This is a genomic window from Pedobacter sp. 05L430 (assembly GCF_056397585.1).
Genome location: NZ_JBFTNT010000663.1, coordinates 1 through 351, shown reverse-complemented (window position 1 = coordinate 351; position 351 = coordinate 1). Strand labels below are relative to the sequence as shown.

Annotated in this window: 1 protein-coding gene; it reads right to left on the bottom strand. The window is 33.7% G+C overall.

What is annotated here, in order from left to right; all coding sequences use genetic code 11:
• Positions 1-351, bottom strand: a 351-nt coding sequence (locus AC1DG9_RS27855) for a hypothetical protein (protein ID WP_477635811.1), incomplete at both ends; no start/stop codon positions are given.

The window sequence follows — 351 nt, the reverse complement described above, 5'->3', positions numbered from 1 at the left end:
TAGTTGATAATGTTTTGTTTTAACCAAAGCATTTCTTCATGCGTAAGTTTATTCGGATTAAATTCAACACGCATATTACGTCTATCCCATGTATCTGCTTTTACTTTGTCGTATTCGATATAAACTTTTTCCTGCAGCGCTTTAGCTTTAAATTTCGTTTGTAGTATATCCCAAAGTCKAATTTGTGGTTCAGTACTCATGAATTCAGATAGCTTTTGAGCATTATTTTTATTAAGATTTCCAACAATAGTCATGGCATCAAAATTTAATTCTGGCTGAGGGGTGGTACAAAAATTACCACCTAACCGGCTATTAGAGTATCCGGTTGAGTGTAAAATGTCACTATCCTTA